The organism is Calothrix sp. CCY 0018 (assembly GCF_963920925.1).
Classification (GTDB): domain Bacteria; phylum Cyanobacteriota; class Cyanobacteriia; order Cyanobacteriales; family Nostocaceae; genus Rivularia.
The window spans coordinates 1-773 of record NZ_CAWUDI010000128.1; the positions used below are offsets into that span (position 1 = coordinate 1).

Consider the following 773-nt stretch of genomic DNA (forward strand, 5'->3'; position numbering starts at 1 on the left):
TCTGCTTTTGAAACTGAACCACTGCGGCACGAGTCGCATCGCCAAAGATTCCATCGACTGCAATCTTGATTTTTTTCGCATTCAGCAATTGTTGTAGTTTAGTGACAGCAGGACCAGAATCGCCTTGGCGTAGCGTTGGGTCTATTGCTGTGGCTGTGGGGGTAGAAGTCATAGATTTATCTCCAATGGTTAGGGTTAGTTCGATCAGGTTTACCGCTCTAATGGAGCATGATTTGGCTGATTGGATGCACTTCTGGCGAGGTTTGCCCAGTTGTGATCCCGCAAATAAGATTCAAGATTAGTTAGGCTAGGAAATAGGCGCTGCAATTGGGTAAAGTTCGCTACATAACTCACGTTCTCAAACCAACGATACGTGACATTTCTGCTCCAATTAACTTGCTCAATCCATTGACTGTATCTCTATTTGCATACATTCAGTATAGGAGATCGCCTTCAAGCTGTCGTCTATAGCAAGTTAAAATTTTTACAGTACAAAATGATAGAGTAACCATGCTATCGTAGAGTAGAAGCCTAGCTATAACTTAAGTTAGAATCAGGCGCATCGATTCGTTTAGGAAATACATCAGTTCGCAGATTAATTGTCAGAGTAGGCAGTATCGTCCGTCAAAAGTTTCTTTCTCAATAGGGCGGATTCCCAAATCGCTGAATTAGGAAATCAATAGACATCTCCAAAAATTGTCAAAGACAGGCTGTGGCTAGCTAATAAGATGTAAGTGCAAGGATCGTAAACTAGCTGGTTTATACGATAAAAT

At 41.7% G+C, this 773-nt stretch carries 1 protein-coding gene; it reads right to left on the reverse strand.

What is annotated here, in order from left to right; genetic code table 11:
* On the reverse strand, window positions 1-172 hold a 172-nt coding region (locus tag ACM03V_RS34455), incomplete at its 3' end, for a peptidoglycan-binding domain-containing protein (RefSeq protein WP_414625309.1).
* Between the last annotated feature and the right edge of the window lie 601 nt (window positions 173-773).